This is a genomic window from Enterobacter cloacae complex sp. 2022EL-00981, from assembly GCF_028737495.1.
In the GTDB taxonomy this organism is placed as follows: domain Bacteria; phylum Pseudomonadota; class Gammaproteobacteria; order Enterobacterales; family Enterobacteriaceae; genus Enterobacter; species Enterobacter cloacae.
In genome coordinates this window covers 63747-87665 of the sequence record NZ_JAQZRK010000016.1, presented here as the reverse complement: position 1 = coordinate 87665, position 23919 = coordinate 63747, and the positions used below count along the sequence as shown (strand labels likewise).

Annotated in this window: 27 protein-coding genes; 12 read left to right on the top strand and 15 right to left on the bottom strand. The window is 54.8% G+C overall.

What is annotated here, in order from left to right:
* Positions 1 to 92 precede the first annotated feature (92 nt).
* From mdoG to PUZ33_RS14985, 3 genes are all read left to right on the top strand, one after another.
* A complete protein-coding gene (gene mdoG, locus PUZ33_RS14995) occupies positions 93 to 1646 on the top strand; it encodes a glucans biosynthesis protein MdoG (protein WP_020689627.1) in 1554 nt (517 codons plus the stop codon).
* Complete coding sequence (mdoH, locus tag PUZ33_RS14990) at positions 1639 to 4167, top strand: glucans biosynthesis glucosyltransferase MdoH (protein ID WP_013097163.1); 2529 nt, start codon at positions 1639 to 1641, stop codon at positions 4165 to 4167. Before mdoG ends, mdoH begins: the two co-directional genes overlap by 8 nt.
* Before the next feature lie 84 nt (positions 4168 to 4251).
* Positions 4252 to 4479, top strand: coding sequence for a YceK/YidQ family lipoprotein (locus PUZ33_RS14985; RefSeq protein WP_058680547.1), 228 nt, complete (start codon positions 4252 to 4254; stop codon positions 4477 to 4479).
* A 6-nt stretch (positions 4480 to 4485) separates the two neighbouring features.
* Here PUZ33_RS14985 and PUZ33_RS14980 read toward each other — a convergent pair whose 3' ends face one another.
* The 3 genes from PUZ33_RS14980 to PUZ33_RS14970 form a co-directional block, all read right to left on the bottom strand.
* Complete coding sequence (locus tag PUZ33_RS14980; RefSeq protein WP_014831418.1) at positions 4486 to 4860, bottom strand: MysB family protein; 375 nt, start codon at positions 4858 to 4860, stop codon at positions 4486 to 4488.
* Positions 4861 to 4957: 97 nt separating this feature from the next.
* Positions 4958 to 6175 (bottom strand): multidrug efflux MFS transporter MdtG, encoded by a 1218-nt coding sequence (gene mdtG, locus PUZ33_RS14975; protein ID WP_058680558.1) that lies wholly within the window; start codon positions 6173 to 6175, stop codon positions 4958 to 4960.
* Between the two features lie 142 nt (positions 6176 to 6317).
* Positions 6318 to 7244 (bottom strand): Kdo(2)-lipid IV(A) acyltransferase, encoded by a 927-nt coding sequence (locus PUZ33_RS14970; RefSeq protein WP_058680546.1) that lies wholly within the window; start codon positions 7242 to 7244, stop codon positions 6318 to 6320.
* A gap of 223 nt (positions 7245 to 7467) precedes the next feature.
* Between PUZ33_RS14970 and trhO the strand changes: the two genes are divergently transcribed.
* Positions 7468 to 8517, top strand: coding sequence for an oxygen-dependent tRNA uridine(34) hydroxylase TrhO (gene trhO, locus PUZ33_RS14965; protein ID WP_013097157.1), 1050 nt, complete (start codon positions 7468 to 7470; stop codon positions 8515 to 8517).
* 41 nt (positions 8518 to 8558) lie between these two features.
* Here trhO and PUZ33_RS14960 read toward each other — a convergent pair whose 3' ends face one another.
* The 9 genes from PUZ33_RS14960 to mdtH all read right to left on the bottom strand — a co-directional run bounded on the left by PUZ33_RS14960 (position 8559) and on the right by mdtH (position 15365).
* On the bottom strand, positions 8559 to 9137 hold the full coding sequence (locus tag PUZ33_RS14960; RefSeq protein ID WP_013097156.1) for a YceI family protein: 579 nt from the start codon (positions 9135 to 9137) through the stop codon (positions 8559 to 8561).
* Position 9138: 1 nt separating this feature from the next.
* Positions 9139 to 9705 (bottom strand): cytochrome b, encoded by a 567-nt coding sequence (locus tag PUZ33_RS14955; protein WP_058680545.1) that lies wholly within the window; start codon positions 9703 to 9705, stop codon positions 9139 to 9141.
* A 218-nt stretch (positions 9706 to 9923) separates the two neighbouring features.
* Complete coding sequence (locus PUZ33_RS14950; RefSeq protein ID WP_020689623.1) at positions 9924 to 10037, bottom strand: YceO family protein; 114 nt, start codon at positions 10035 to 10037, stop codon at positions 9924 to 9926.
* 56 nt (positions 10038 to 10093) lie between these two features.
* A complete protein-coding gene (gene solA / locus PUZ33_RS14945) occupies positions 10094 to 11212 on the bottom strand; it encodes an N-methyl-L-tryptophan oxidase (RefSeq protein ID WP_252107864.1) in 1119 nt (372 codons plus the stop codon).
* Between the two features lie 241 nt (positions 11213 to 11453).
* Positions 11454 to 11708, bottom strand: a complete 255-nt coding sequence (gene bssS, locus PUZ33_RS14940) for a biofilm formation regulator BssS (RefSeq protein ID WP_008500827.1) — start codon at positions 11706 to 11708, stop codon at positions 11454 to 11456.
* 272 nt (positions 11709 to 11980) lie between these two features.
* Positions 11981 to 12226 (bottom strand): DNA damage-inducible protein I, encoded by a 246-nt coding sequence (gene dinI / locus PUZ33_RS14935; RefSeq protein ID WP_013097151.1) that lies wholly within the window; start codon positions 12224 to 12226, stop codon positions 11981 to 11983.
* A gap of 74 nt (positions 12227 to 12300) precedes the next feature.
* A complete protein-coding gene (gene pyrC, locus PUZ33_RS14930; protein WP_058680544.1) occupies positions 12301 to 13347 on the bottom strand; it encodes a dihydroorotase in 1047 nt (348 codons plus the stop codon).
* A gap of 127 nt (positions 13348 to 13474) precedes the next feature.
* Complete coding sequence (locus tag PUZ33_RS14925; protein WP_058680543.1) at positions 13475 to 14035, bottom strand: lipoprotein; 561 nt, start codon at positions 14033 to 14035, stop codon at positions 13475 to 13477.
* 121 nt (positions 14036 to 14156) lie between these two features.
* Positions 14157 to 15365, bottom strand: coding sequence for a multidrug efflux MFS transporter MdtH (mdtH, locus tag PUZ33_RS14920; RefSeq protein WP_058680542.1), 1209 nt, complete (start codon positions 15363 to 15365; stop codon positions 14157 to 14159).
* A gap of 236 nt (positions 15366 to 15601) precedes the next feature.
* On the opposite strand from mdtH, the gene rimJ reads away from it, so the two are divergent.
* From rimJ to murJ, 4 genes are all read left to right on the top strand, one after another.
* Positions 15602 to 16186 carry a ribosomal protein S5-alanine N-acetyltransferase gene (gene rimJ / locus PUZ33_RS14915; protein WP_058680541.1) on the top strand — a complete coding sequence of 195 codons (585 nt, stop codon included), beginning with the start codon at positions 15602 to 15604 and terminating at the stop codon, positions 16184 to 16186.
* 9 nt (positions 16187 to 16195) lie between these two features.
* A complete protein-coding gene (locus tag PUZ33_RS14910; RefSeq protein WP_058680540.1) occupies positions 16196 to 16846 on the top strand; it encodes a YceH family protein in 651 nt (216 codons plus the stop codon).
* A 2-nt stretch (positions 16847 to 16848) separates the two neighbouring features.
* On the top strand, positions 16849 to 17772 hold the full coding sequence (locus PUZ33_RS14905; protein ID WP_058680539.1) for a Gfo/Idh/MocA family protein: 924 nt from the start codon (positions 16849 to 16851) through the stop codon (positions 17770 to 17772).
* A gap of 129 nt (positions 17773 to 17901) precedes the next feature.
* The gene (murJ, locus tag PUZ33_RS14900) at positions 17902 to 19437 is read left to right on the top strand and encodes a murein biosynthesis integral membrane protein MurJ (RefSeq protein ID WP_023620179.1); all 1536 of its coding nucleotides are present in this window, start codon (positions 17902 to 17904) and stop codon (positions 19435 to 19437) included.
* A gap of 59 nt (positions 19438 to 19496) precedes the next feature.
* Here the strand turns inward: murJ and flgN are convergent, their stop codons facing one another.
* The 3 genes from flgN to flgA form a co-directional block, all read right to left on the bottom strand.
* Positions 19497 to 19922 carry a flagella biosynthesis chaperone FlgN gene (gene flgN / locus PUZ33_RS14895; protein WP_028027944.1) on the bottom strand — a complete coding sequence of 142 codons (426 nt, stop codon included), beginning with the start codon at positions 19920 to 19922 and terminating at the stop codon, positions 19497 to 19499.
* 4 nt (positions 19923 to 19926) lie between these two features.
* Positions 19927 to 20220: a flagellar biosynthesis anti-sigma factor FlgM gene (flgM, locus tag PUZ33_RS14890; protein WP_013097141.1), complete on the bottom strand. Its 294-nt coding sequence runs from the start codon at positions 20218 to 20220 to the stop codon at positions 19927 to 19929.
* Positions 20221 to 20313: 93 nt separating this feature from the next.
* A complete protein-coding gene (gene flgA, locus PUZ33_RS14885; RefSeq protein WP_013097140.1) occupies positions 20314 to 20970 on the bottom strand; it encodes a flagellar basal body P-ring formation chaperone FlgA in 657 nt (218 codons plus the stop codon).
* Positions 20971 to 21127: 157 nt separating this feature from the next.
* Here flgA and flgB point away from each other — a divergent pair, with 157 nt between their 5' ends.
* Genes flgB through flgE form a run of 4 tightly spaced genes read left to right on the top strand, consistent with a single transcriptional unit; the run spans position 21128 to position 23909 of the window.
* Positions 21128 to 21547: a flagellar basal body rod protein FlgB gene (flgB, locus tag PUZ33_RS14880; RefSeq protein ID WP_013097139.1), complete on the top strand. Its 420-nt coding sequence runs from the start codon at positions 21128 to 21130 to the stop codon at positions 21545 to 21547.
* The gene (flgC, locus tag PUZ33_RS14875) at positions 21548 to 21952 is read left to right on the top strand and encodes a flagellar basal body rod protein FlgC (protein WP_013097138.1); all 405 of its coding nucleotides are present in this window, start codon (positions 21548 to 21550) and stop codon (positions 21950 to 21952) included. It begins immediately after the preceding gene.
* 11 nt (positions 21953 to 21963) lie between these two features.
* Positions 21964 to 22674, top strand: coding sequence for a flagellar hook assembly protein FlgD (gene flgD / locus PUZ33_RS14870; RefSeq protein WP_013097137.1), 711 nt, complete (start codon positions 21964 to 21966; stop codon positions 22672 to 22674).
* Between the two features lie 26 nt (positions 22675 to 22700).
* Entirely contained in the window at positions 22701 to 23909 is a 1209-nt protein-coding gene (gene flgE / locus PUZ33_RS14865; RefSeq protein WP_013097136.1) for a flagellar hook protein FlgE, read from the top strand.
* Positions 23910 to 23919: the final 10 nt, after the last annotated feature.

Below are 23919 nucleotides of genomic sequence, written 5' to 3'. Positions count from 1 at the left end.
CAAAGCGGTGATAATGTTGTCGGATTGCCTGAGTTTCCATTAAAATGGATCGGATCGATATAAGCACACAAAGGGGGAAGTGCTTACTTATTATGAAACATAAACCACAGATGATGAAAATGCGTTGGTTGGGTGCTGCAGTGGTGTTATCCCTGTATACCTCATCGGCACTGGCCTTTAACATCGACGATGTCGCAAAACAGGCAAAATCGATGGCAGGCAAGAGCTACGAAGCGCCGAAAAGTAACTTGCCCTCCGTTTTCCGCGACATGAAATATGCGGACTATCAGCAGATCCAGTTCAATCACGATAAAGCGTACTGGAACAATATTAAGACCCCGTTCAAGCTTGAGTTTTATCATCAGGGTATGTACTTCGACACCCCTGTAGCCATCAATGAAGTGACGGCAACGGCGGTACGTAAAATCAAATACAGCCCGGATTACTTCAATTTTGGCGATGTGCAGCACGACAAAGATACGGTTAAAGATCTGGGCTTTGCAGGCTTCAAGGTGCTTTACCCGATCAACAGCAAAGATAAAAACGACGAAATCGTCAGCATGCTCGGCGCCAGCTACTTCCGCGTTATTGGCGCGGGACAGGTGTACGGGCTTTCTGCGCGCGGCCTGGCTATTGATACCGCGCTGCCATCAGGTGAAGAATTCCCACGTTTCCGCGAGTTCTGGATCGAACGTCCAAAACCAACGGATAAACGTCTGACTATCTACGCACTGCTGGATTCCCCGCGTGCAACGGGCGCGTACCGCTTTGTGATCATGCCAGGGCGTGACACGGTGGTTGACGTGCAGTCTAAAGTCTACCTGCGCGACAAAGTGGGTAAACTGGGCGTTGCGCCGCTGACCAGTATGTTCCTGTTTGGGCCGAACCAGCCGTCACCGGCGACCAACTTCCGTCCTGAACTGCATGATTCCAACGGCCTGTCTATTCATGCCGGTAACGGTGAGTGGATCTGGCGTCCGCTGAACAACCCGAAACATCTGGCTGTCAGCAGCTTTGCGATGGAAAACCCGCAAGGTTTCGGCCTTCTACAGCGTGGCCGTCAGTTCTCTCGTTTTGAAGATCTGGATGACCGCTACGACCTGCGTCCAAGCGCGTGGGTGACCCCGAAAGGTGACTGGGGCAAAGGGAAGGTTGAACTGGTTGAAATCCCAACCAATGATGAAACCAACGATAACATCGTCGCTTACTGGACGCCGGATCAGCTGCCGGAAGCCGGGAAAGAGATGAACTTCAAATACACGATCACCTTTAGCCGTGACGAAGACAAACTGCATGCGCCGGATAACGCGTATGTCATGCAGACTCGCCGTTCAACGGGTGACGTGAAACAGTCTAACCTTATCCGTCAGCCTGACGGTACCGTCGCTTTCGTGGTGGACTTCACCGGCCAGGACATGAAGAAACTGGCGCCGGATACTGCCGTGACCGCCCAGGCCAGCATCGGTGATAACGGTGAGATCGTTGAGAACACCGTACGTTACAACCCGGTAACGAAAGGGTGGCGTCTGACCCTGCGCGTGAAAGTGAAAGATCCGAAACAGACCACTGAAATGCGCGCTGCGCTGGTCAGTAACGATCAGCCGCTGAGTGAAACCTGGAGCTATCAGCTACCTGCCAATGAATAATACATCTGAATATATTGATGCCATGCCGCTGACGGATATCGAAAAAGCGGCACTGCCTGAGAGCGACATCCGCGCGGTACATGCCGCGCTGGATGGGGAACATCGTCAGTTTTCACGTGATGACGATTCTCCGCTGGGGTCAGTGAAGGCACGTCTGGAGCAGGCATGGCCGGACTCGCTGGCAGAAGGGCAGTTGATTAAAGACGACGAAGGACGCGATCAGCTTCAGGCGATGCCGAAAGCAACGCGTTCTTCCATGTTCCCCGACCCCTGGCGTACCAACCCGGTTGGCCGCTTCTGGGATCGCCTGCGCGGGCGTGACGTGACGCCGCGCTATCTGTCGCGTCTGACAAAAGAAGAGCAGGCCTCCGAACAGAAATGGCGTACCGTGGGGACGATCCGTCGCTACATCCTGCTGCTGCTGACCCTGGCGCAGACGGTTGTCGCAACCTGGTACATGAAGACGATTCTGCCTTACCAGGGCTGGGCGCTGATCAACCCGGCAGACATGATGGGCCAGGATATCTGGGTCTCCTTCATGCAACTGCTGCCGTATATTCTGCAAAGTGGCATTCTTCTGCTGTTCGCCGTTCTCTTCTGCTGGGTCTCGGCCGGTTTCTGGACCGCGCTGATGGGCTTCCTGCAACTGCTGATGGGACGAGACAAATACAGCATTTCGGCGTCTACGGTCGGGGATGAACCCCTGAATCCTGAGCACCGCACGGCGCTGATTATGCCTATCTGTAACGAAGACGTTGACCGCGTATTCGCGGGGCTGCGCGCAACCTGGGAGTCCGTTAAGGCGACCGGTAACGCCGCCCATTTCGACGTCTATATCCTGAGCGACAGCTACAATCCGGACATCTGCGTTGCCGAGCAAAAAGCCTGGATGGAGCTGATTGCAGAAGTACAGGGCGAAGGTCAGATCTTCTACCGTCGCCGCCGTCGTCGTGTGAAGCGTAAAAGCGGTAACATCGATGACTTCTGCCGTCGCTGGGGTAACCAGTACAGCTACATGGTGGTGCTGGACGCCGACTCGGTGATGAGCGGTGATTGTCTGAGCGGTCTGGTGCGTCTGATGGAAGCTAACCCGAACGCGGGTATCATCCAGTCTTCGCCAAAAGCGTCCGGCATGGACACGCTTTACGCGCGTTGCCAGCAGTTTGCCACCCGTGTTTACGGGCCGCTGTTTACTGCCGGTCTGCACTTCTGGCAGTTGGGTGAGTCCCACTACTGGGGTCACAACGCCATTATCCGCGTGAAGCCGTTTATTGAGCACTGTGCGCTGGCACCGCTGCCGGGCGAAGGTTCGTTTGCCGGCTCGATTCTGTCGCACGACTTCGTGGAAGCGGCGCTGATGCGTCGTGCAGGGTGGGGCGTCTGGATTGCCTACGATCTGCCTGGATCCTATGAAGAACTGCCGCCGAACCTGCTGGATGAACTTAAGCGTGACCGCCGCTGGTGTCACGGGAACCTGATGAACTTCCGTCTGTTCCTCGTGAAAGGGATGCACCCGGTTCACCGTGCGGTGTTCCTGACCGGCGTGATGTCTTATCTCTCCGCGCCGCTGTGGTTTATGTTCCTGGCGCTGTCCACGGCTCTGCAGGTGGTGCATGCGCTGACTGAGCCGCAGTACTTCCTGCAGCCGCGTCAGCTGTTCCCGGTGTGGCCACAGTGGCGCCCGGAGCTGGCGATAGCGCTGTTTGCCTCCACCATGGTGCTGCTGTTCCTGCCGAAGCTGCTCAGTATCATTCTGATCTGGTGCAAAGGCTCGAAGGAGTATGGCGGTTTCTGGCGGGTAACGGTTTCACTGCTGCTGGAAGTGCTGTTCTCCGTGCTGCTGGCACCGGTGCGTATGCTGTTCCATACCGTGTTTGTGGTCAGCGCGTTCCTGGGCTGGGAAGTGGTCTGGAACTCACCGCAGCGTGATGATGACTCCACGCCGTGGGGAGAAGCCTTTATGCGTCACGGCTCGCAGTTGCTGCTGGGTCTGGTGTGGGCTGCTGGGATGGCATGGCTGGATCTGCGCTTCCTGTTCTGGCTGGCGCCGATTGTCTTCTCGCTGATCCTGTCGCCGTTTGTGTCGGTCATTTCAAGCCGCTCAACGGTTGGCCTGCGTACCAAACGCTGGAAGCTGTTCCTGATCCCGGAAGAGTATTCGCCGCCGCAGGTGCTGGTGGATACTGACACCTATCTGGAGCAGAACCGCCGTCGTACGCTGGATGATGGCTTTATGCACGCGGTGTTTAACCCGTCGTTTAACGCCCTGGCAACGGCAATGGCTACCGCGCGTCACCGTGCCAGTAAGGTGCTGGAGATTGCCCGCGATCGTCACGTTGAACAGGCGCTGAACGAGACGCCAGAGAAACTTAACCGCGACCGCCGTCTGGTGCTGTTAAGCGATCCGGTGACTATGTCGCGTCTGCACTACCGTGTGTGGTCTTCCCCGGAGCGCTACTCCTCGTGGGTGAACTACTACAACGATCTGAAGCTTAACCCGCTGGCGCTGAAGGCGAAGTAAGTGGCAACGTAGGGCGGGTAAGCAATGTGCCACCCGCCAGATAAAATACCGGCTTAAACGCCGGTATTTTTTTAGAGGTAACGGATGAAAATAATCATCGTCGTCATGATGGTATGTCTGCTGAGCGGCTGCGGCAGCATCATCAGTCGCACCATTCCGGGGCAGGGCCACGGGAATCAGTACTATCCGGGCGTAAAATGGGATGTCCGGGATTCCGCATGGCGCTACCTGACGGTGCTCGATCTGCCGTTCTCGCTGATTTTCGATACGCTGTTGTTGCCCATCGATGCCAGCCACGGCCCCTATGAGTAGCGGTAATTAACGCTCGTCCCATTCGTCAGCTGCGGTTTGACCTTCTTCCGTATCCAGCGGTGGCTCGAGCTGAAATTCACCCTCATCCCACTCGTGCAGGGTGTTCTCTTCCAGCCACTCCTGACGCAACTCAATTTCGTCATAGTCACCATCAAAGACGGCCTGAGCTCCTTCACCGCTCAGGATCGGCAAACATTCGCCTTCTTCACCTTCGTCAGCAAAGAATTCGGCCTGCCACATAATATCTCCGTCCTGAAGGACATACTTTTGGATGTTGAGTTGTTGCACGTCCGCATCTTCTTCATCAACGCCGGGGTTATCGGCGAGGAACTCTTCACGAGCGGCATCAATAGCTTCTTCCAGCGTGGCGTACATGGTCATTGGTGTCTCCCTGTTTTCCAGAAGGTTTCAGGGAAAGAATAGCTGAATATCTGATTCTGCAAGTATGAATGCGAAAATAAGCCGTCACGTATTTGTCTTATTCCGCCACCGGCCGTAATGTCCGGGATAAACTGAACCACGAGTAAACCGCATTAAACAGCACTACGCACGCCGTGACGATAAACACGGCGCGAAAACCGAAGCTGGCGGAAACCGCGGCTCCGACAAGCGGGCCGGTGACGTTGCCGATGTCGCGAAATGACTGGTTGTAGCTAAAGATACGCCCGGCGATCTGGTTCGTGGAGTTGTAAACCAGCAGGGTCTGAACGGCGGGCAGTAACGCCCCGTCGGCGGCACCCAGCAAAAAGCGCAGAACGCCCAGCTGCCAGGGTGAATGCACCATCGACATGGGAATGAGCAGCAGCACGGAGATCACCAGCGCACAAATCAGGATCTTTTCCGGGCCGACGCGGTCTCCCAGTTTCCCTAACCTCGGGGCGCTAAGCAGCGCCGCCACGCCGGGTACGGAGGCAATCAGCCCGCTGATAAACGCAATGTTGCTCACGTTACCGGCCAGATCGCGAACGTACAGCGTCAGAATAGGGGCAATCGAACCGGTCGCGACCTGAATAATCAGGGTCGTCACGAACAGGCTCAGTACCAGTCTGGGGTTTTTGAGTGAAGCCAGCACATCCCGTGCGTGGAGCATCTCTTTTTTGGCGACGGGGGTGAAGTTTTCACGAATGCAGATCAGCGTAACGATAAAGCAGAGGAACAACACGCTGGCAGTAATGAAAAATACCGGGCGCAGGCCATAGCTGTCCGCCAGCAAGCCGCCCGCCAGAGGCCCCAGCAAGGCGCCGCTGACGCCACCGGTTGAGAGCGTCCCGAGCGCCCAGCCGCTTTTATGACGCGGGATCTGGGTGGCGATCAGCGCATTCGCGTTGGGAATAAATCCTCCCAGCAGGCCAAGTAGTGCGCGCAAAATCAGAAACTGCCAGACGTTCTGCGCCACACCCATTAACGCCATGATGATGGCCATTCCCAGCGCCGAGCGCAGCAGCATGATTTTACGCCCTTTACGGTCGGCAAGGCCGCCCCAGAACGGCGAAGCAATGGCGGAGAAGAGGAAAGTGATGCTGAACACCAGACCAGACCACATATTGAGCGCACTGTGGCCCGTCACGCCCAGTTGTTCAACGTACAGGGGCAGAAAGGGCATCACGAGGCTAAACGCCGCGCCGGTAAGAAAACAGCCAAGCCAGGCAACCGTAAGGTTACGTTTCCAGTTTATGGGGGCATCTGAGGGTGACATAACAATCCGCATAATGAGGTGCAGCGCACCGTAAGGCATGAAGTAATAAGCCTGCTAATTATGCGCCTGGGTTATGATTGCCGCAATGAGGGAGAGCTTTTAAAGCTAAAACAGGGAGCGGCCCAAAGGGCCGCAGGGGGAATTAATAGCGGGACGGCGTGCCTTCTGGCCGCGTTTTAAAGCGGCGGTGCAGCCACATGTACTGCTCCGGTGCGAGCATAATGCATTTCTCGACAATGCCGTTCATCCAGCGTGCGGTGGTTTCAGCATCATCCAGTGGAGGCGCCAGTTCGGGCTCCAGCATAATCAATTCGTAACCCGAACCATCCGGTTTGCGGCGCGGAACAAAAGGGACGATGGCGGCTTTGGACATGCGTGCCAGCATCCAGGTGCCCGTGGTGGTGGCCGCCTCTTCAACGGCAAAGAACGGAACAAATACGCTGGATTGCGGGCCGTAGTCGTGATCGGGGGCATACCAGACCACTTCACCTGATTTGAGGGCGCGGATCATACCCTTCAGATCCTTACGGTCGATCATGCTTTTGTTGGACCGCATACGGCCATTGGTCTGGATCAGATCAATAACCGGGTTGTCGTTTGGACGATAAACCCCAATGCCGGGCGCCTGCATACCGAACATACGGGCGCCGATTTCCAGGGTCAGAAAGTGTACGCCAATCAGCAGCACGCCCGTCTGATTCGCCTGCAGCGAATGTACCGGCTCCATCCCCGTACCGGCAACGACGCTCCAGCGTGCCATGCGTTTGTCCGGCCAGAACCACGCCATTCCTGTTTCCATCAGCCCCATGCCGACAGACTCAAAATTCCTAGTCACCATGTCATGACGTTCAGCCTCGCTCATGTCCGGGAAGCACAGTTCAAGGTTGCGGTAGGCGATTCTGGCGCGACGCTTCATAAACATTTGCGCAAGACGACCCATGCTTTTGCCCAGACGGAAAATAACCGGGTAGGGGAGTTGGACCAGAAGCCATAAAAAGCCAATGCCAAGCCAGGTCAACCAATAACGAGGATGCAAAAGGGTGACGGTAAATTTCGGTAATTGGGTCATGTCGGTCCTGTTTTCTAACGTCCTGAAGGTCTTAGTGTCTCATTTTTTACTACATAGCCAAAATGTCTGATGTCGAAACGCGCGCTAATGCAGCAAATGTTATGACGCATAGTTCAGGCTGACAGAAATGTAGCGTAAATTGTGTGGATGTAAATTGTTATTGTTTGCTATATGATGCCGACCGATTTTCCTTTCTCAATAACGATTGCAGGACTTGTACACCATGCCAGTGTTACACAACCGCGTATCGAATGAGATGTTGAAAGCGCGTATGTTGGCTGAAACCGAACCGCGCACGACCATCTCATTCTATAAATACTTCACGATCAACGATCCGCAAGCGACCCGCGATGAGCTCTATAAAGCCTTCACCGCGCTGAACGTCTTTGGGCGCGTCTATCTGGCGCGTGAAGGTATCAACGCCCAGATCAGCATCCCGGAAAGCAACGTGAGCGCCTTCCGCGATTTTCTTTACGGCTTCGATCCGGCGCTGAACGGCTTACGCCTGAATATCGCCCTGGACGATGACGGTAAATCATTTTGGGTGCTGCGTATGAAAGTGCGTGAGCGCATCGTGGCAGACGGCATTGACGACCCGGCCTTCAACCCGGCCGACGTGGGGGAATACCTGAAGGCGGCGGAAGTCAATGCGATGCTTGATGACCCTGACGCGGTATTCATCGATATGCGTAACCACTACGAATATGAAGTGGGCCATTTCGAGAACGCAATGGAAATCCCGGCCGACACCTTCCGCGAGCAACTGCCGAAAGCGGTTGAGATGATGCAGGAACATAAAGATAAGAAAATCGTTATGTACTGCACCGGTGGTATTCGCTGCGAAAAAGCCAGCGCGTGGATGAAACATAACGGATTTAATAAGGTCTGGCATATCGAAGGCGGTATCATCGAGTATGCCCGCCGTGCCCGTGAGCAGGGGTTACCGGTGCGTTTTATCGGTAAAAACTTTGTCTTTGACGAGCGAATGGGTGAGCGTATTTCAGAAGACGTGATTGCCCATTGCCACCAGTGCGGCGCACCGTGCGATACCCACACCAACTGCAAAAATGACGGTTGTCATCTGCTGTTTATTCAGTGCCCGGCGTGCGCAGAGAAATTTAACGGCTGCTGTAGCGAATTGTGCAGTGAAGAGAGCATGCTGCCGGAAGAGGAGCAGCGCCGCCGTCGTGCGGGACGTGAAAACGGCAATAAGATTTTTAATAAATCCCGTGGTCGCCTGAATACCAAACTGGGTATTCCTGACCCGGAATGATAATGACGCCCGGCAACGTCAAACCCTGCCGGGCGTGTTTATTATGCCTTCTGCTGAACACCTTCAACGGAAATAATCAGTTCTACGTCCTGAGACGCCGGACCCAAATCCGTGGTGATATTAAAATCTTTCAGATGAATTTTCCCTGCGGCTTCAAAACCTGCGCGTTTGCCACCCCACGGATCGTCACCCTGGCCGAGTAATTTGGCTTCCAGGGTCACCGGTTTCGTGACGCCATTGAGCGTGAGATTACCGGTAATATTCAGCTTCTCACCTTCTTTCTTCACCTCGGTCGACGTAAAGGTCGCCTGTGGGAATTTTGATACATTCAGGAATTCCGCACTACGCAAATGTTTATCGCGCTCTGCATGGTTGGTGTCGACGCTATTCGTATTAATGGTCACATTGACCTTATCGGCGGCAGGATTTTTATCGTCAAAGGTGAATGTGCCGTCAAAATCTTTAAAGGTACCGTACAGCCAGCTATAACCGAGGTGCTGAATACGGAAATTGACGAAAGCATGCTGGCCTTCTTTATCAATTTTATAATCAGCCGCCACGGCAGAACCGGTGGTGAATAACAGAGAACCTAATGCGATACCCAGCAGGTGTTTTTTCATTTTATGCTCCAGAGTCAACTGACGAACGGCCAAGCATGCGCTTTAACGTATCGTCTTTATCGATGAAATGGTGTTTAAGGGCGGCAAGCCCGTGCAGCACAGACAGGATCACCACGCTCCACGCGAGCCAGAGATGCACCACGCCTGCGGTATCGGCCTGAACCCCTGCGTCAGAGAGCGTGGCCGGAACCTCAAACAGGCCAAAGACGTTAATCGGCTTACCGTCTGCAGTGGAAATGAGATAGCCGCTAATCAGAATGGCGAACAGCAGGATATAGAGCGTAACGTGCGCGGCAACCGCGCTGACACGCGTTAATTTATTGTGGGTTTTGGGCGCGGCGGGCGGCGGGGAAATGTGACGCCAGATCACGCGAATAACCAACGTCATCATCAGCAGGATGCCGATGCTTTTATGCAGTTCTGGTGCCTGGTGATACCAGCCGTCGTAATAACTGAGCGTCACCATCCACAGACCCAGTCCGAACATTGCATAAACGGTAAGAGCAACTATCCAGTGTAAACACATGGATATTATTCCGTAGCGCTGAGAGGAGTTACGCAATTGCATCAGAATGACCATTCGAAGAAAAACAGAATAGTAAAAATGAACGGGAATAAATGATATTGCAACTGAAATAATTGAATATAGATTTTTATTTTATTTATTTCAGCGGTTTTGAAAATGATCCGCAAATGTAATTCAATCGCTTCGTCCAAGGCGGAATAAGCAGCAAGCAAAAGATTAAGCTAACCTAAAGTAATGTCAGTAATTGTCAGCTTCACTTTTCAGTAAAATACAATGTAAATAATATCAATGAGTGCCAGCAGCACCCATAATAAAATATAGAGCATAAAATGCTCACGAATGTTATTGATAAGAAAGCCAACGATCCTGCGCATAATGTCCCGTTTTCAGTCTGGAAAACGGGTTCCGGACGTCCGAAACCCGCGGCGGATTATCTGCTAAAACGCGAAAGTGAGAAGGGGGTGAGATCAAACTGCGGTGCGATCCCCTGGGCAAACTGCGCAGCGATTTCGCCCAGCACGGAGGCGAACTTGAAGCCATGACCACTGAGGCCAGTGATAAGCAGCGTGTTGTCATGCCCCGGCAGGGTGTCAATGATGAAGTCTTCGTCCGGCGTGTTGTCGTAGGTGCAGGCAGCACCATACAGTAAGCCGCCTACGCCCGGCAGGATATTGCGCAGGAAGGTAAACGCTTCGGAGCCATCCTGTGGGTATGCACCGAACGGTTTACGCTCTTCAGGTGAGGAGATCGCCTGCCCGCCATTGTGTTTTCCGATTTTGAGCGCGTCTTTCTCAGACGGGAAGCCGTAAAACTGATCGCCGTTCGGTAACTCCCCGGTAAATGCCGGGAATTTATTCTGTGCACTGTAACGGCCATCCGACTGGAACCAGGAGAAGACCTTGCGCACCGGCTGAACAGGCAGATCGGGCAGCAGACGGGTGACCCAGGTACCTGCGCTAATCAGCAGACGGGACGCTGAATATTCTCCGTCCGCAGTGGTGACCGTAACGCCGTCAGCGTGATGAGTGAGGGATTCCACCGGACAGTTGAAGAGCTGAGCGCAGCCCGCTTTTTCCGCAAGATCGATCCAGGTTTTGATGGCCGTTTCACTGTGTAAGACCCCGGAGTTGGCTTCAAACAGGCCGATATAATCGTCCGGGACGGCGATCTCTGGCCAACGGGCCATGATGCCTGCCGCGTCCAGCTTCTCCACATCAAGATTAAACGCTTTCGCACTCTGCTCAAAGTTGGCCAGAAAATCAGAGCGGGCAGGGCCCAGGTTGATGATGCCCGTCCGTTCGAAAATGCGTTCTTCCGTCAGCTTCGCCAGTTCATCCCATAGCGTCTGGGCGCGAAGCACCAGCGGAACATAGCGCTCGCCTTCACCATAGGCGTGGCGAATAAGCCGGGTGTCGCCATGATGGCTGCCCTCTGCATGGGGAGGACGATGGGCATCGATCATCAGGACCTTCAGACCCGCTTGCGTTGCGTAATAACCGGCGGCAGACCCCACGGATCCGCTACCAATAATGATTAAGTCGTATCTCATATCCATCTCTCGAACTTACGCTTTGTTAGCAGAGTAATTAACTATACCCGTCATACTTCAAGTTGCAGGTGCGTTGGCCGCACTCGTTCACCCCAGTCACTTACTGGAGTAAGCTCCTGGGGATTCACTCCCTTGCCGCCTTCCTGCAACTCGAATTATTTAGGGTATATGCGGGCTGACACAAGGGAGAAATAAATAAGGCACCCGGAGGGTGCCTGTTGAGCGAAGAATAGGTATAAACCTAGTGCCGTTTATACTCATTTTCCTGATAGTCGCCAGATTCTATTTTGGCAATACCTGCCTCTAAAATAGAAATAAACTGACGGGCGACGTCTGTTGTAAGCCACAGCGTCTGTCCAACTTCCGCTTCTTCACGGTTGAGTTGATTCGGGGTCTGGTAGTGCAAACGCAGCATCAGCGCATCGTAGCTATCTACGGTACTGATATCCCAGCCAACAAGCGGATGGGTCTGGATGACTTCGCTATTCTTTTCCATTATAACCCCCTTAATGCGTGTTAGAAGACAACGGCTCCGAGGTTCAATGCATGTTTTTCTGAAAGCATCTTCAGTATACAAGTAATAAGGGTTCGCAAGGGAAAAATAAACAGTTGGCAACACATTTTTCTGCTTTTTAGGATTGTTCGAACAATAAAACACCACCTTGTTCACGATTTTTAAATTTGTTGCCGAATTAATTTGAACGAACCGGATTTCAGACGAAAAAAAGCCGGGGCGACCCGGCAAAAAAGAACAATGAGGGAGCAAGATTAATCTGTGATGAACCAGTCGTCGGCGCTTTCCCAGGTTTCCTGCAGGATTTCGCTGATACGGTCTTTATCTTCTTTCGCGCCGCCAATGACGGAGAGGTTGTTTGCCGCCGCATAACGAACCGTTACGGCACCAGCGTTGTCAGGGAAAGTACTGTTAATACGGCGGGATAATTCACCGGCCAGCGCATCAAGCGCGCCAGCAGGCAGAACGGTTGTTTTGGCTATGGTGACTTCAATACGCATAAATGCCCCCTGTGTAATATACTGTTTATTTATACAGGTATATTATGGGTTTGACAACAAGGGGCCCAGTTTTTTTAGCGTTTTACCGTCCAGTTGACGGTTTCACCGGCAAGGAATGGGATGAGCGTGTCATCCGTCAGCGGAATGGCCTCGTCCACGCGGCTCTCTTTACGCTCCAGTTCAATGTACGTTTCGTTGACCGGCAGCCCGTAGAAGCGTGGTCCATTGAGCGAGCAGAACGCTTCGAAATGCTGCAGTGCATTCATCTCTTCAAACACGGTGGCGTAGCTGGCGAGTGCGGTAGGGGCGTTAAAGCAGCCTGCGCAACCGCAGCTGGCCTCTTTGCGGTGGCGTGCATGAGGCGCGGAGTCCGTGCCGAGGAAGGCGCGGGAGAAACCGCTGGCAACGAGTTCACGCAGCGCCTGCTGATGAACGTTACGCTTCAGGATAGGCAGGCAATAGAGATGCGGACGAACGCCGCCAACCAGCATGTGGTTGCGGTTAAACATCAGGTGCTGTGGTGTGATGGTGGCGGCAATCAGCTCATTGCCATCGCGGACATACTCTGCGGCATCTTTGGTGGTGATGTGTTCAAACACCACTTTAAGCGCAGGAAGACGCTGGCGTAGCGGCTCCATTACGGTTTCGATAAAGCGGGCTTCACGGTCGAAGATATCAATGTCGGCGTGGGTCACTTCACCGTGTACCAGCAGCGGCATGCCCAGTTTTTGCATGCGCTCCAGAACCGGCATGATGGCGTCAATACTGGTGACACCGTGGCTGGAGTTGGTGGTAGCGTTAGCCGGATAGAGTTTCGCCGCGGTGAACACGCCTTCGTTAAAGCCGCGTTCCACTTCATTCGGATCGAGGGTGTCGGTCAGATAGCAGGTCATCAGCGGGGTGAAATCATGTCCTGCCGGCACGGCATCAAGAATTCGCTGGCGATAAGCCATAGCGGCATCAACGGTGGTGACTGGTGGAACCAGGTTAGGCATGACAATCGCGCGGCCATAAATTTCGCTGGTATACGGCACGACCGTTTTCAACATATCGCCATCACGCAGATGGATATGCCAGTCGTCAGGGCGGCGGATTTTAAGAACCTGGGGTTGTGCAGTCATGGAAGCTCCGGCTTGTCAGGAATCAGTCATTAGGATGGCTGTTTTTGCCGGACACAAATCATAAGCGGAAACGTTTTCGTTTGCACACTTTTCCGTAAAAAAAAGGGCGCTTTTGCGCCCCTTCAGGTTAATCGGTGAATGGAATAACGATCTCTCCCGGTTTCACCTCGATGCCTTTGGCATATTTTTTCGCCAGTGCCTCACCCTTGCTCTTGTCTTCACTTAAGACATAGGCCGGCTGCTGGTTAAAGTAGTTGCGCAGGGACTGGTTCAGGTAAGGCATCAGAGTCTGCATCACCGGTTTCATCTTGTCCGGCGTGACGTCCGCGTCTACCACTTCCATCTCCTGCAGGAAGATGGCCCCTTTATCTTTGTTAAAGACCGGCAGCGCCTTGAGCTTCAGCTTAATGTTGGCTTTCTGGTTACCGAAGAGAGAGGTCATATCGAGATTGGCATCCCCGGCGAGAGTGACTTTATTCGGCTCTTCGCGCCCAATCTGGCTGGTGAGGTTGCTGAGGACGATATGCGCATCGGCAAGCCCCGGCACACCAATGTCTTTTGAAAAGTTATTATGTTTTTCCAGCGCCTGATTAATTTCCTGCTCACTGACGGTGTATTGCGTAAGCTGGTTACAACCTACCAGCAGGCCGCTGACAATGAATGCGGCGGCAATGACAATTTTTTTCATAGTGTTCCTCAACGAAAAATCGGCGCTACTGTCCTGTTACGCCAGTATGTCAGGGTGAAATAGCGGAAACCAGCAGAAAAAACTGATAATGGCGGCGGGAAAGGCCCCGCCGCAGGGAATATTATGCCCCTGGTTCGAGCATGCCGCTCGCGCTGCGCTTCTGGCTGAATTGCCACCACAGTGCAAGGAGCGTCATAAAGCCGACCACGCCGAGCATGACCCACGGCAGTTCCGGCTGGCTTAGGGCTTTTCCGGCATCGAACAGCCAGCCGCCGCCGGCGTAACCCAATGCACCGCCAAAGGCCAGCCCCAGGCGGCTGAACCCCATATAGCTGCCGCGAGCGCGCGCGTCGGCAAGCGAGGCGCTCAGCGTTTCACGAGCCGGTTCGGCAATAATGGAGCCGATATAGAAGGTGCAAATCAGCGTAAACAGCTGCTGGAGCGAGTTCACCAGCCCGATGGGCATCATGCTGAGCGTCATCAATAACAGCCCGGCCATCAGGCGATGCTCCAGGCGAAAACGCCGTTCGCTCCAGCGGGCGATCGGGTAGAGCAGGGTCAGAGAGAGGCAGGCTTCTATGGCGTACATCCATTTTACGGCGGCCGGGGTGCCCGCAATGTCGTTTACCATGATCGGCAGCATCAGCATGACCTGAACGGCCAGCATGTAATACCCCGTCAGGGTCAGCACGTACGTAACAAAGCGTTTGTCTCGCAGCACGCGGCCAAGACCTTCGCGTACCGGGGCTTTGATCGTTGACAGTTTCCATGCCGGCAGAAACAGGGCATTAAAGAGCGCACACAGAATAAAGAGCAGCGCCCCCGCCGCGCAGACCAGACGAAAGTCGTACTGCAACAGCCAGCTTCCCAGCAGGGCGCCAATCACCGCCCCGGCGCTGTCCTGCATCATCAGAATTGAGAAGAAGCGTCCCCGGTGCTGCGGACGAATGAGTTTAACCACCAGCGCGGTGCGCGGCGGGTCAAACAGGGTGCCACCGATACCGGAGAGGAAGCAGGAAAACCACAGCAGCCACGGCTCCTGGGCAATTGCCATAGTGGCGAAGCCTGCCGCGCGTAGCAGCATGCCCGTCACGATCATCGGTTTGGCACCAAAGCGGTCGGCGATGGCACCACCAAACACGCCCAGACCCTGCTGGACAAACTGGCGTAACCCGAGCGCGATACCGACCATCAGTGCCGCCCAGCCCATTTGATCGACAAAGCGGATCGAGATGAGGGGAAACACAACAAAAAAGCCGAGCACGACCAGCATGTTATCGACTAGCAGGAAATATTTACCCAGGCTCCTGGCCTGTGATAGGCGGGACATTTTCCCTCCAGGGAAAACAGGATGGTGAGCACGCTAACATTCTGCGGTGTCGCCACGTTTTTTCCCACCCCCGCGCGTGACAATATTTTTTTATCAAAAGAGCGCTTTGATAGAGAGTTCTCATCGAAAAATGTGAAAAGAGGTCAAAATGGTATGTCACTGTTTTCACAGACGGCACAGGCGCAGGTATAGTAAAGCTAATGGGTAAGCAGAAGTGACGGGAAGGAGTGGTATCGATGTTTGGCTATCGCAGTAATGTGCCAAAAGTGCGTCTGACAACGGACAGGCTGGTTGTTCGTCTGGTGCACGAGCGTGATGCCTGGCGTCTGGCGGATTATTACGCCGAGAATCGCCAGTTTTTAAAACCCTGGGAACCCGTTCGGGATGAGAGCCATTGCTACCCTTCCGGCTGGCAGGCGCGCCTCAGCATGATTGCAGAATTCCACAAGCAGGGAAGCGCGTTCTATTTCGCGCTGCTGGATCCGGAGGAAAAAGAGATCATCGGCATTGCCAACTTTTCCAACGTGGTGCGCGGATCGTTTCACGCCTGCTACCTCGGCTACTCCCTCGGCCAGAAATGGCAAGGGCAGGGGCTGATGTATGAGGCGCTAACGGTGGCGATCCGTTATATGCAGCGCACGCAACATATCCATCGCATTATGGCGAACTACATGCCACACAATCAGCGCAGCGGTAATTTGCTCGCGCGGTTGGGGTTTGAGAAAGAGGGGTACGCCAAAGATTATCTGCTGATAGACGGAGAGTGGCGCGACCACGTACTGACAGCATTAACCACCCGGGACTGGACGGCAGGCCGCTAAGGAGAAGAGATGAAATATCAGTTAAGCGCAACAGAAGCGCGTGTGATTGGCTGCCTGCTGGAAAAACAGGTCACCACACCGGAACAGTATCCGCTCTCCGTCAATGCCGTGACGATGGCGTGTAACCAGAAAACCAACCGTGAGCCGGTGATGAATCTCGGCGAACATGAGGTGCAGGATATTCTCGATGAACTGGTTAAACGCCATTACCTGCGCACGGTCAGCGGTTTCGGTAACCGCGTGACCAAGTACGAGCAGCGGTTTTGCAATTCTGAGTTCGGCGATCTGAAGTTGAGTGCCGCCGAGGTGGCGGTGATCGCCACGCTGTTACTGCGCGGCGCGCAAACACCCGGTGAACTGCGCACCCGGGCCTCCCGCATGCATGAGTTCGCCGATATGCAGGAGGTTGAGCAGACCCTGGACGGGCTTGCCACCCGCGAGGATGGCCCTTACGTGGTACGTCTGGCGCGTGAGCCGGGGAAACGTGAAAGCCGCTATATGCACCTGTTTAGCGGTGAGGTTGATCCGTCAACGGTGTTAGCAGATTCGGCTGCCCCCGCCGCGCATGACAGCCTCGCAGCACGCGTAGAGGCGCTGGAGGAAGAGGTGGCCGGGCTGAAACAACGCCTGGATGCATTGCTGGCACATTTAGGAGACTGACGGTGAAAAAATTACGCGTTGGCGTGGTAGGGCTGGGCGGTATTGCGCAAAAGGCCTGGCTGCCTGTTCTGGGGGCCGCGACGGACTGGACGCTGCAAGGGGCGTGGTCACCTACCCGCGAGAAGGCCGAGCGGATCTGCGAAACCTGGCGCATGCCGTATGCGGCATCGCTTCAGGATCTGGCGCGCGACTGCGATGCGGTCTTTGTGCACACCTCTACCGCCACCCATTATCAGGTAGTCAGCGAATTACTGAATGCCGGGGTCCACGTTTGTGTGGATAAACCCCTGGCGGAAAACATTCAGGATGCCGAACGGCTGATTGAACTCGCTGCACGCAAAAAACTGACGCTAATGGTGGGCTTCAATCGCCGTTTTGCGCCGCTTTACCAGCAGTTGAAGGCCAGGTCTGGTGGGCTCGCGTCCCTGCGAATGGACAAGCATCGTACCGACAGCGTCGGACCGAACGATCTGCGCTTTACCCTTCTGGATGATTACCTGCACGTAGTAGATACGGCGCTCTGGCTAACCAACGGGCAAGCCCAGCTTAAAAGCGGCACCCTGTTGACCAACGATCAGGGCCAGATGGTTTACGCTGAGCACCATTTTGCTCATGAGCATCTGCAGGTCACCACCAGCATGCATCGCCGGGCCGGCAGTCAGCGGGAGTCTGTGCAGGCGGTCACTGAGGGTGCCCTCTATGATATTACCGACATGCGCGAATGGCGCGAAGAGAAAGGCAGCGGCGTGGTCACGCTACCGGCGCCTGGCTGGCAAAGCACCCTTGAGCAGCGCGGCTTTGACGGATGCGCCCGCCACTTTATCGCCTGTGTGCAAAATCAGACGGTTCCGGAAACGTCCGGTGAGCAGGCCATCATGGCACAACGCATTGTGGAGCGGCTCTGGCGAGAGGCCATGAGCGAATAATTCTCTGTAACATCTGCCGATAGTAATTCCCTTAAATCCGGGTAGACTAAGCGCCGTTTGTTGGTTTCAATGGGTGGCGCTTTCGCTTACCCGTCCTGGAAATCCGTAGGGTTGTGGGAATTCTCATTAATGAACTTATTAAAATCGCTGGCGGCAGTCAGCTCGATGACCATGTTTTCCCGCGTGCTGGGTTTTGCGCGCGATGCGATTGTGGCAAGAGTATTTGGTGCAGGGATGGCAACGGACGCCTTTTTCGTCGCGTTCAAATTGCCAAATTTATTGCGTCGCATTTTTGCCGAGGGGGCATTTTCCCAGGCATTCGTTCCTATCCTGGCGGAATATAAAAGCAAGCAGGGTGAAGACGCCACGCGCGTGTTTGTCGCTTACGTTTCAGGCCTCCTGACGCTGGCCCTGGCGATCGTCACGGTGCTCGGGATGCTGGCTGCGCCCTGGGTGATTATGGTGACGGCACCCGGCTTTGCGGACTCGGCAGATAAATTTGCCCTGACCACTCAACTGCTGCGTATTACCTTTCCTTATATCCTGCTGATCTCCCTGGCCTCGCTGGTGGGGGCAATCCTCAATACCTGGAACCGCTTTTCCGTTCCGGCCTTTGCGCCAACCTTCCTTAACATCAGCATGATTGGCTTTGCGCTGTTCGCCGCGCCCCATTTCAACCCGCCGGTGCTGGCGCTGGCCTGGGCGGTGACGGCGGGCGGCGTGTTGCAACTGGCGTATCAGCTGCCGCATCTGAAGAAAATCGGCATGCTGGTTCTGCCGCGAATTAATTTCCGTGACGCCGGTGCGATGCGCGTGATTAAGCAGATGGGGCCTGCCATTCTCGGGGTTTCGGTTAGCCAGATCTCGCTTATCATCAACACTATCTTTGCCTCTTTCCTCAAATCCGGTTCCGTTTCGTGGATGTACTACGCGGACCGTTTGATGGAGTTTCCCTCCGGGGTGTTGGGGGTGGCGCTGGGGACCATTCTCCTGCCGTCGCTGTCGAAAAGTTTTGCCAGCGGAAACCATGACGAATATTGCCGTCTGATGGACTGGGGGCTGCGTCTCTGCTTCCTGCTGGCGCTGCCGAGTGCGGTGGCGCTGGGGATCCTCGCGCAGCCGCTGACCGTTTCCCTGTTCCAGTACGGCAAATTCACCGCTTTTGACGCGTCAATGACGCAGCAGGCGCTGATTGCCTACTCGGTGGGGCTGATGGGGCTGATCGTCGTTAAAGTGCTGGCACCAGGGTTCTACTCGCGCCAGGACATCAAAACGCCGGTGAAAATTGCCATTGTGACGCTGATTATGACTCAGCTGATGAACCTGGCCTTTATTGGCCCGCTGAAGCACGCCGGTCTGGCCTTGTCTATTGGTCTTGCGGCCTGTCTCAACGCCGGGCTGTTGTACTGGCAGTTGCGTAAGCAGGATATCTTCACGCCGCAGCCGGGCTGGAAAAGCTTCTTTGTGCGTCTGATCGTTGCGGTGCTGGTTATGGCAGCGGCGTTGCTTGGCATGCTGCATGTCATGCCGGAATGGTCGCAGGGCACCATGCTTTACCGTCTGATGCGGCTGATGGCCGTTGTGGGTGTTGGGGTTGTGGCCTACTTTGCGACGCTCGCGGTGCTGGGCTTCAAAGTGAAAGAGTTTGCCCGCCGTACCGCATAAACGCCAAAAGGGGAGTTCACCTTAGGGTGCTCCCCGCTGCCTGATTTGTCGCCTGGGCTTCAAATCGAAATCTTTTTCCCGCCCGTGACACGTGCCGTTGATGTTTGACCATCCGCACCGTACAGCCCGGGCTCTTTATGCGGCTTTAACACCTCAAGCGCTTGCTGATTACGCTCAATCTGGCCTTCCAGCAGCCAACCGTTGTGCTGATTAAGATGGCGCAGATGCTGGGTTTTTTCTGTAATGGTCTGCCAGCGTTCTACAATATCGTCATTCGCACTGCGCTTAGGATCTTGCTCAGCGCGACGCTGTTGTTCCAGATAATCCAGCGTCGCCAGAAGCGAACTTTTATCTTCCGTAATACGCTGCAACGCGCTGCCGTTGATCTGACCGGAAGAGAGGTGCTGTTGCTCCGCGTCCATGACTGTTTTCAGGTCGTTCAGGACAACCGTCATTTGATCCAGTATTTCTGACAGTCGACTCATACGGTTAGTTACTCTGTAAGAAACTCTGTGCTTCCTGAATCAGGGCGTCAGCAATTTTGCTGGTATCCATCTTCAGCTCACCATTACGAATAGCCGTTTTCAGCGCTTCCACGCGTTCCATATTGATATCGCTGCTGCCTGGCTGCATCAGTTTTGCCTGAGCATCGCTCAGGGTGACGCTGGTGCTGTTGGACGTTGACGGTTTTTCCACACGCGTTTTCTGCGGCGTGGCGTCATTCGTTTCGCGAGGCTGTACAGCGCTTACCGGCTTCAGGGCTGATGTACGATCAATGCTCATAGTGTTGTCCTCATCGAGGGTTCGCGGCGTTGGCGCCTGATATCATCATTAGTTGATTATTTATCGGCAGTCGCAGCGATTTCTTTAAAAAGATTATAGGTTAATCAGAATATTCCCATCAGAATCGACGGTTCCGCTAACCACCTGGCCTGAGGACATCCTGACGCGGGCATTTTGCGCCACCGCGGCATTGTTTAATGCCTTCCCTTCACTGTTTATCTGAAAACCATCGCCGTTGGCCACCACCATCACCTGCTGACCCGCTTTAACCCGCCATGCCTGACGCAGCATGGAGAGTTGTATCGGCTGGCCTGGCGCGACATCACGCAGGCTGACGGCATCTTGTGCCTGGTTAATGTCAAGCATGGTGCGCGGCGGAAGCTGATCCAGACGACCGCGTTTCAGAGTCACGCTGCTGGCGTGCAACATGCTGCCGCGAGCAATGGGAACGGCGGCCACAACATAATTGCCCGTCGCCTGTACCGCAACCTGTAAATAGCGTTTTTCACCCGGACAGCGCGCCAGCACGTTCACGTTCCCCCACAGTTTTGTGGTGCCCGTTACGCTGAACGACGGCTGCTCACAGGAGGGATAGAGATTAGGTGGCGTGCGCACGGTGACGTTGACTTCATCGCTAAAGCCCGCCAGTTGCTGAGCAAAGAAAGCCGTCAGTTGATCCTGTACTTCAGCCTGTACCAGGGGGCTGAAAAGCAGGGCCGTAGCCACCAGGCCGCGTTTTAACGTTTGCATTGCACATTCCACCGTTACCCGAATTGAGAGGATTTTACCTGCAGTGGTTTTGCATCAACGGAATAAATAGCGACGCATTTTGCGCTTATTCCGTCGATAGGGGTGACGGGGTGAGATTTAAGCTGTGAACTGAAATTTTGCCATCAGCGGAGGAGACATGCTCGATAAACTCGACGCCGCGTTACGTTTTCAGCAGGAAGCGCTCAATTTACGCGCCCAGCGGCAGGAGATTTTAGCCGCCAATATTGCCAACGCCGATACGCCAGGGTATCAGGCGCGCGATATTGATTTTTCCAGTGAGCTTAAAAAAGTGATGGAGCGTGGACGTGCAGAAGGGAGCGGTGTCGCGCTCGCTCTGACCTCCTCACGCCATATTCCTGCTCAGGCGATGACGGCGCCCACGACCGATTTACTTTATCGCATTCCCGACCAGCCTTCACTCGACGGTAACACCGTGGATATGGACCGGGAGCGTACGCAGTTTGCCGATAACAGCCTGAAATACCAGATGGGCCTGACCGTACTCGGCGGACAGATCAAAGGCATGATGAACGTCCTGCAGGGGGGCAACGGATAAATGGCCTTGCTGAATATTTTCGATATCGCCGGCTCGGCGTTAACCGCGCAGTCCAAGCGCCTGAACGTGGCTGCCAGTAACCTGGCGAACGCCGACAGCGTGACCGGACCTGATGGACAGCCTTATCGTGCAAAGCAGGTGGTGTTCCAGGTGGATGCTGCACCAGGCGCGGCGACGGGCGGGGTGAAAGTCTCTGACGTGGTGGAAAGCCAGGCACCGGACAAGCTGGTGTATGAGCCCGGCAACCCGCTGGCGGATGCGAACGGTTACGTGAAAATGCCAAACGTGGATGTGGTGGGGGAGATGGTGAACTCCATGTCCGCCTCACGTAGCTACCAGGCAAACGTCGAAGTGCTTAATACCGTGAAGAGCATGATGCTCAAAACCCTCACTCTCGGCCAGTAAAGGAGACATGCATGTCCATCGCCGTTAATGTGAATGATCCAACGAACTCGGGCGTCAGTGGCGCCAAAAGTTCGACGGGTTCCAGCTCCCTGACGGGAAGTAACGCCTCCGATCTGCAAAGCAGCTTTCTGACGCTGCTGGTGGCACAGCTGAAGAACCAGGATCCCACCAACCCCATGCAGAACAACGAACTGACCACGCAGCTTGCGCAGATCAGTACCGTCAGCGGCATTGAGAAACTCAATACCACCCTCGGCTCTGTTTCCGGGCAAATTGATAACAGCCAGTCCCTGCAGGCTGCGAGCCTGATTGGTCACGGGGTGATGATCCCGGGCACCACGATCCTGGCGGGCACCAGCACCACCGAAGGCAACACGACCACCACCACCACGCCGTTCGGCGTTGAGCTGCAGCAGGCGGCCGACAAAGTCACCGCGACGATCACCGACGCTACCGGCGCCGTGGTTCGCACGATTGATATCGGCGAACTGAAGGCGGGCGTTCATACCTTTACCTGGGATGGCAGCCTGGCCGACGGCACCAAAGCGCCAAACGGTTCTTACAAAGTGGCAATCAGTGCCAGCAATGGCTCTACCCAGCTGGTGGCTCAGCCGCTGCAGTTTGCGCTGGTCCAGGGCGTCATTAAAGGTAGCGATGGCAACAAACTGGATTTGGGTACTTCTGGTACCACCACACTCGACGAAGTTCGGCAGATTATCTAAGCCTTAACACTTATCAGGAGTAAGTCATGGCCTTTTCTCAAGCGGTCAGCGGCCTGAATGCTGCGGCCACCAACCTGGACGTCATTGGCAACAACATCGCCAACTCCGCGACCTATGGTTTTAAATCCGGTTCTGCTTCATTTGCAGATATGTTTGCCGGTTCCAAAGTGGGTCTGGGCGTAAAAGTTGCAGGCATTACCCAGGACTTTACCGACGGCACCACCACCAATACCGGTCGTGGCCTGGACGTTGCCATCAGCCAGAACGGTTTCTTCCGTATGGTCGATGCTAACGGCTCGGTGTTCTACAGCCGTAACGGCCAGTTCAAGCTGGACGAAAACCGTAACCTGGTGAACATGCAGGGGATGCAATTAACCGGTTATCCGGTTGCCGGGACGCCATCAACGGTTCAGACCGGTGCGAACCCACAGCCTATTAATATCCCGACCACGCTGATGGCCGCGAAGGCCACCACCACGGCTTCCCAGCAGATTAACCTCAACTCCACCGATACCGCACCGACCACCGCCTTTGATCCGGCCAACCCGGATACTTACAACAAAAAAGGTACGGTAACCGTCTTTGACAGCCAGGGTAATGCGCACAACATGAACCTGTTTTACGTTAAAGATGCGACCCCGGCTAACTCCTGGAAAGTGTATGCCCAGGACGGTAGCGTGGCAGGCAGCACGGCCTCTCTCGCCACGACGCTGACCTTCAACAACAACGGTACGCTGATCGGCGGTGGCAACATCAACCTGACTACCGCGACCATTCCTGGTGCCACACCTGCGACTTTCGCCATGAGTTTTGCGAACTCCATGCAGCAGAACACCGGTGCGAACAACATCGTTGGAACCAGCCAGAATGGTTTTAAACCGGGCGACCTGGTGAGCTACCAGATCAACGACGACGGCACCGTGGTCGGTAACTACTCCAACGAACAGACCCAGGTTCTGGGCCAGATCGTGCTGGCAAACTTCGCCAACAACGAAGGTCTGAAGTCTGAAGGTGATAACGTCTGGTCTGCCACGCAGTCCTCCGGCGTCGCGCTGCTGGGTACCGCGGGTTCCGGTAACTTCGGTACGCTGACCAACGGTGCGCTGGAAGCCTCTAACGTCGACCTGAGTAAAGAGCTGGTGAACATGATTGTCGCGCAACGTAACTATCAGTCGAACGCGCAGACCATCAAGACCCAGGATCAGATCCTCAACACGCTGGTTAACCTGCGTTAAGCGGCTAACA

Excerpts from the sequence above, each read along its gene's own strand:
- flgB (WP_013097139.1), top strand. The coding sequence starts at position 21,128 with ATGCTCGATAAACTCGACGCCGCGTTACGTTTTCAGCAGGAAGCGCTC.
- flgM (WP_013097141.1), bottom strand. The coding sequence starts at position 20,220 with ATGAGCATTGATCGTACATCAGCCCTGAAGCCGGTAAGCGCTGTACAG.
- PUZ33_RS14950 (WP_020689623.1), bottom strand. The coding sequence starts at position 10,037 with ATGCGCAGGATCGTTGGCTTTCTTATCAATAACATTCGTGAGCATTTT.
- solA (WP_252107864.1), bottom strand. The coding sequence starts at position 11,212 with ATGAGATACGACTTAATCATTATTGGTAGCGGATCCGTGGGGTCTGCC.
- mdoH (WP_013097163.1), top strand. The coding sequence starts at position 1,639 with ATGAATAATACATCTGAATATATTGATGCCATGCCGCTGACGGATATC.
- bssS (WP_008500827.1), bottom strand. The coding sequence starts at position 11,708 with ATGGAAAAGAATAGCGAAGTCATCCAGACCCATCCGCTTGTTGGCTGG.
- murJ (WP_023620179.1), top strand. The coding sequence starts at position 17,902 with ATGAACTTATTAAAATCGCTGGCGGCAGTCAGCTCGATGACCATGTTT.
- mdtH (WP_058680542.1), bottom strand. The coding sequence starts at position 15,365 with ATGTCCCGCCTATCACAGGCCAGGAGCCTGGGTAAATATTTCCTGCTA.
- mdtG (WP_058680558.1), bottom strand. The coding sequence starts at position 6,175 with ATGTCACCCTCAGATGCCCCCATAAACTGGAAACGTAACCTTACGGTT.
- PUZ33_RS14910 (WP_058680540.1), top strand. The coding sequence starts at position 16,196 with ATGAAATATCAGTTAAGCGCAACAGAAGCGCGTGTGATTGGCTGCCTG.
- flgE (WP_013097136.1), top strand. The coding sequence starts at position 22,701 with ATGGCCTTTTCTCAAGCGGTCAGCGGCCTGAATGCTGCGGCCACCAAC.
- flgC (WP_013097138.1), top strand. The coding sequence starts at position 21,548 with ATGGCCTTGCTGAATATTTTCGATATCGCCGGCTCGGCGTTAACCGCG.
- mdoG (WP_020689627.1), top strand. The coding sequence starts at position 93 with ATGAAACATAAACCACAGATGATGAAAATGCGTTGGTTGGGTGCTGCA.
- PUZ33_RS14970 (WP_058680546.1), bottom strand. The coding sequence starts at position 7,244 with ATGACCCAATTACCGAAATTTACCGTCACCCTTTTGCATCCTCGTTAT.
- trhO (WP_013097157.1), top strand. The coding sequence starts at position 7,468 with ATGCCAGTGTTACACAACCGCGTATCGAATGAGATGTTGAAAGCGCGT.
- rimJ (WP_058680541.1), top strand. The coding sequence starts at position 15,602 with ATGTTTGGCTATCGCAGTAATGTGCCAAAAGTGCGTCTGACAACGGAC.
- PUZ33_RS14985 (WP_058680547.1), top strand. The coding sequence starts at position 4,252 with ATGAAAATAATCATCGTCGTCATGATGGTATGTCTGCTGAGCGGCTGC.
- flgN (WP_028027944.1), bottom strand. The coding sequence starts at position 19,922 with ATGAGTCGACTGTCAGAAATACTGGATCAAATGACGGTTGTCCTGAAC.
- pyrC (WP_058680544.1), bottom strand. The coding sequence starts at position 13,347 with ATGACTGCACAACCCCAGGTTCTTAAAATCCGCCGCCCTGACGACTGG.
- PUZ33_RS14925 (WP_058680543.1), bottom strand. The coding sequence starts at position 14,035 with ATGAAAAAAATTGTCATTGCCGCCGCATTCATTGTCAGCGGCCTGCTG.
- flgA (WP_013097140.1), bottom strand. The coding sequence starts at position 20,970 with ATGCAAACGTTAAAACGCGGCCTGGTGGCTACGGCCCTGCTTTTCAGC.
- PUZ33_RS14955 (WP_058680545.1), bottom strand. The coding sequence starts at position 9,705 with ATGCAATTGCGTAACTCCTCTCAGCGCTACGGAATAATATCCATGTGT.
- PUZ33_RS14980 (WP_014831418.1), bottom strand. The coding sequence starts at position 4,860 with ATGACCATGTACGCCACGCTGGAAGAAGCTATTGATGCCGCTCGTGAA.
- PUZ33_RS14960 (WP_013097156.1), bottom strand. The coding sequence starts at position 9,137 with ATGAAAAAACACCTGCTGGGTATCGCATTAGGTTCTCTGTTATTCACC.
- dinI (WP_013097151.1), bottom strand. The coding sequence starts at position 12,226 with ATGCGTATTGAAGTCACCATAGCCAAAACAACCGTTCTGCCTGCTGGC.
- flgD (WP_013097137.1), top strand. The coding sequence starts at position 21,964 with ATGTCCATCGCCGTTAATGTGAATGATCCAACGAACTCGGGCGTCAGT.